The sequence below is a fragment of the Herbaspirillum sp. UBA812 genome (assembly GCF_002296545.1).
Taxonomy (GTDB): Bacteria; Pseudomonadota; Gammaproteobacteria; order Burkholderiales; family Burkholderiaceae_D; genus Herbaspirillum; species Herbaspirillum huttiense.
Genome location: NZ_DBIC01000314.1, coordinates 1 through 2,720, shown reverse-complemented (window position 1 = coordinate 2,720; position 2,720 = coordinate 1). Strand labels below are relative to the sequence as shown.

General features: G+C 60.2%; 2 protein-coding genes and 1 pseudogene. 1 reads left to right on the top strand and 2 read right to left on the bottom strand.

Features of this window, described 5'->3' with window-relative positions; translation table 11 throughout:
• The coding region (locus B3873_RS21470) for a peptidogalycan biosysnthesis protein (protein ID WP_286868943.1) at positions 1-410 on the top strand (410 nt) is incomplete at its 5' end.
• Between the two features lie 101 nt (positions 411-511).
• On the opposite strand, the gene B3873_RS21465 is transcribed toward B3873_RS21470, so the two are convergent.
• Both B3873_RS21465 and B3873_RS21460 read right to left on the bottom strand, forming a co-directional pair.
• The gene (locus tag B3873_RS21465) at positions 512-1,546 is read right to left on the bottom strand and encodes an extracellular solute-binding protein (RefSeq protein WP_286868941.1); all 1,035 of its coding nucleotides are present in this window, start codon (positions 1,544-1,546) and stop codon (positions 512-514) included.
• 296 nt (positions 1,547-1,842) lie between these two features.
• Positions 1,843-2,720 (bottom strand): annotated as a pseudogene (locus tag B3873_RS21460) (Ppx/GppA family phosphatase); the annotation flags it as partial.

The window sequence follows — 2,720 nt, the reverse complement described above, 5'->3', positions numbered from 1 at the left end:
ATTTCTTCCGCCGCATCGGTGAAACCATGCCGCAGCACCTGCTGCTGACGGTGGCGCTGCGGGGGGATGAGCCGATCGCATCATCCCTGACGGTGTATGACGCCGACACGCTCTACGGCCGCTACTGGGGCGCGCTGGAACACGTCCCCTGCCTGCATTTCGAGACGGCGTATTACCAGCCGCTGGAATTTTGCATCGCCGAGAAGATCACTTGGTTCGAAGGCGGCGCCCAGGGCGAGCACAAGATGGCGCGCGGCTTCCTGCCGCAGAAGACCTGGTCGGCGCACTGGCTGGCGCATCCGGGGTTCTATGATGCGGTGGAACATTTCCTGTCGCGCGAGAGCAATGGCATCGATGGCTATATCTCGGAGTTGAACGAACACAATCCCTTCCGGGATGCGCCGCGCTGATTCAACCGTCCTCTCGCAGACATAAAAAAACCGGTCCGCGCATCACACGGACCGGCCTCATCAAAAAATATAAACGATTTAAATCGTTTAAATCCTTTTAATTATTTATAGCCAACGCGATCCAGCATCTGCAACACCTTCTGCTGGTTGGCACCGACCGCACCCACGTTGATGACTTCGGCCTTGAACGGGCCCATCTTCACCAGTGCCGGATTCTCGGTCTTCACGTTCTTGACGGCGGGCCACTCGTTATTGCCTTCAGCGAAGTAACGCTGCGCCGAATCGCTGGCCAGGTATTCCAGGAACTGCACGGCTTCGGCCTTGTGGGGCGCGTTCTTGGCCATACCGCCACCGGCGATGTTGACGTGTGCACCGTAGCTCTTCTGGTTGGGCCAGACGATGCCGACCTTTTCCATCAGCGCCACGTCTTCCGGCTTGGTGGAACGCAGCAGGCGCGCCACGTAATAAGAATTGGAAATGGCCACGCCGCACTCACCCGAACCGACCGCCTTGATCTGGTCGGTATCGCCACCGACCGGCTGGCGCGCCTGGTTGGCGACCATGCCCTTCAGAATGGCTTCAGTCTTGGCCGCGCCGTCATGTTCCAGCAATGCGCCGAACAGCGACACGTTGTAAGGGTGCGAACCGCTGCGGGTACACAGCTTGCCCTTGTTCTTCGGGTCGCCCAGGGCTTCATAGGTATCCACGTCTTCCGGCTTGACGCTGGCCTTGTTGTAGACGATCACGCGGGCACGGGTGGAGAAGCCGAACCACTGCGTCCCCTCGCTGCCTTCCTTGCTGTGCAGGTTGGCGGGGATGCGCTCATCGAGCAGCTTGGACTTGACCGGCTGGAACAGCCCTTCGCTCTGCGCCTTCCACAGGCGGGCCGCATCCACCAGCAGGATCACGTCGGCCGGGCTGGAAGCGCCTTCACTCTTCAAGCGCGCGAGAATGCCTGCATCGTCACCGTCGACACGGTTGATCTTGATGCCGGTGGCCTTGGTGAAATCGGCGTAGAGCGCTTCGTCAGTCTGGTAGTGGCGCGCCGAATAGAGATTGATGACCTTCTCCTGCGCGAAGCTGGAAGCGGCAATGGCAGCCAGCACGGCGCCGACGGCGAGTTGACGGTGGAACATGGACCATCCTTTTCAAAAAGAGTAAACGACCGCCGTCGAGAGAACGGCGTTTTCTTTTGGCGCGGAAGGCGGTCCTGGAATATGGGACTTGGCTGTCGCAGTGGGCGATCTCGGGATCACCTCGTTGTGGGCGCATGGCGCTAATGCCATGGCAGTGCGGTTCATAGACCGCTGGCGACTATATCACAAACAAGAAGCATTATCATCTGCGCGCATGCACATCGCGCAGGCCGCAATGAAAAACGCCCTTGCCGGCAGCCGCTCGGCAAGGGCGTCTCAGGGACGAAATGAAGAAATCAGATGAGCTTGACCGCAAAGTCTACACCGATGCCGGCCCACCATTCCTGTTCCTTCTGGAACCAGAAGGAAATGCTCGGATGTTCCTTGATGTAATCGCGGCGGATCTCCAGGTCGATGCGGCTCTTGAGCTTGACCCGGACCTTCTCCAGGTCCAGCGTGATGTGCGCATGGCGGAACATCACCGCCAGCCGCAAGGCCAGCACCGCCTTGGCGAAATCGACGTCGGCCAGCATCTCGCTGATCTTCTTGAGGTTGCCCTTCTGCCCGAGGATGAGCGTGCTCATCAGGCGCTGCTCGCGCGTGGTGAAACCGGGCAAGTCGGCATTGGCGATCATGTAGGCCGAATGCTTGTGATATCCGGTCGGCGAGACCACCAGGCCGGTCTCGTGCAGCAATGCGCTCCAGTAGAGATAGCGCACATACGAATCGGTGGCCGGTTTCAAACTCTCGAAAAAGCCCAGCGCCGTATCGGCCACGCCATGGGCGCGTGCTGCATCGACATGGAAGCGGCGGGCAAATTCTTCCACCGAACGGTCACGGCGGTCAGCCTTAGTGGCGCGCAACTGCAGGTCCCACATCACGCCCATGCGCAGACCGGCTTCCACCGGCGTGATGACCTCGATGCCGAACTCCTGCATGAAACCGATCAGCACCGCGAGCCCGCCCATGATGACGCCGGCGCGGTCCGGCTTCATGCCGTCCAGCGAAATCTGGCTGACGTGGCCGAAATCGATCAGGCGCTGCATCAGGTCGGCCAGGCTGGGCAGCGTGATGCGACCATCACCCATGTTGTTGCGGCGGATGGTATCGGCGATGGCACGCAAGGTGCCGGACGATCCGTAGACATTGACGCTGGCCGCATCGAAGCTGAACA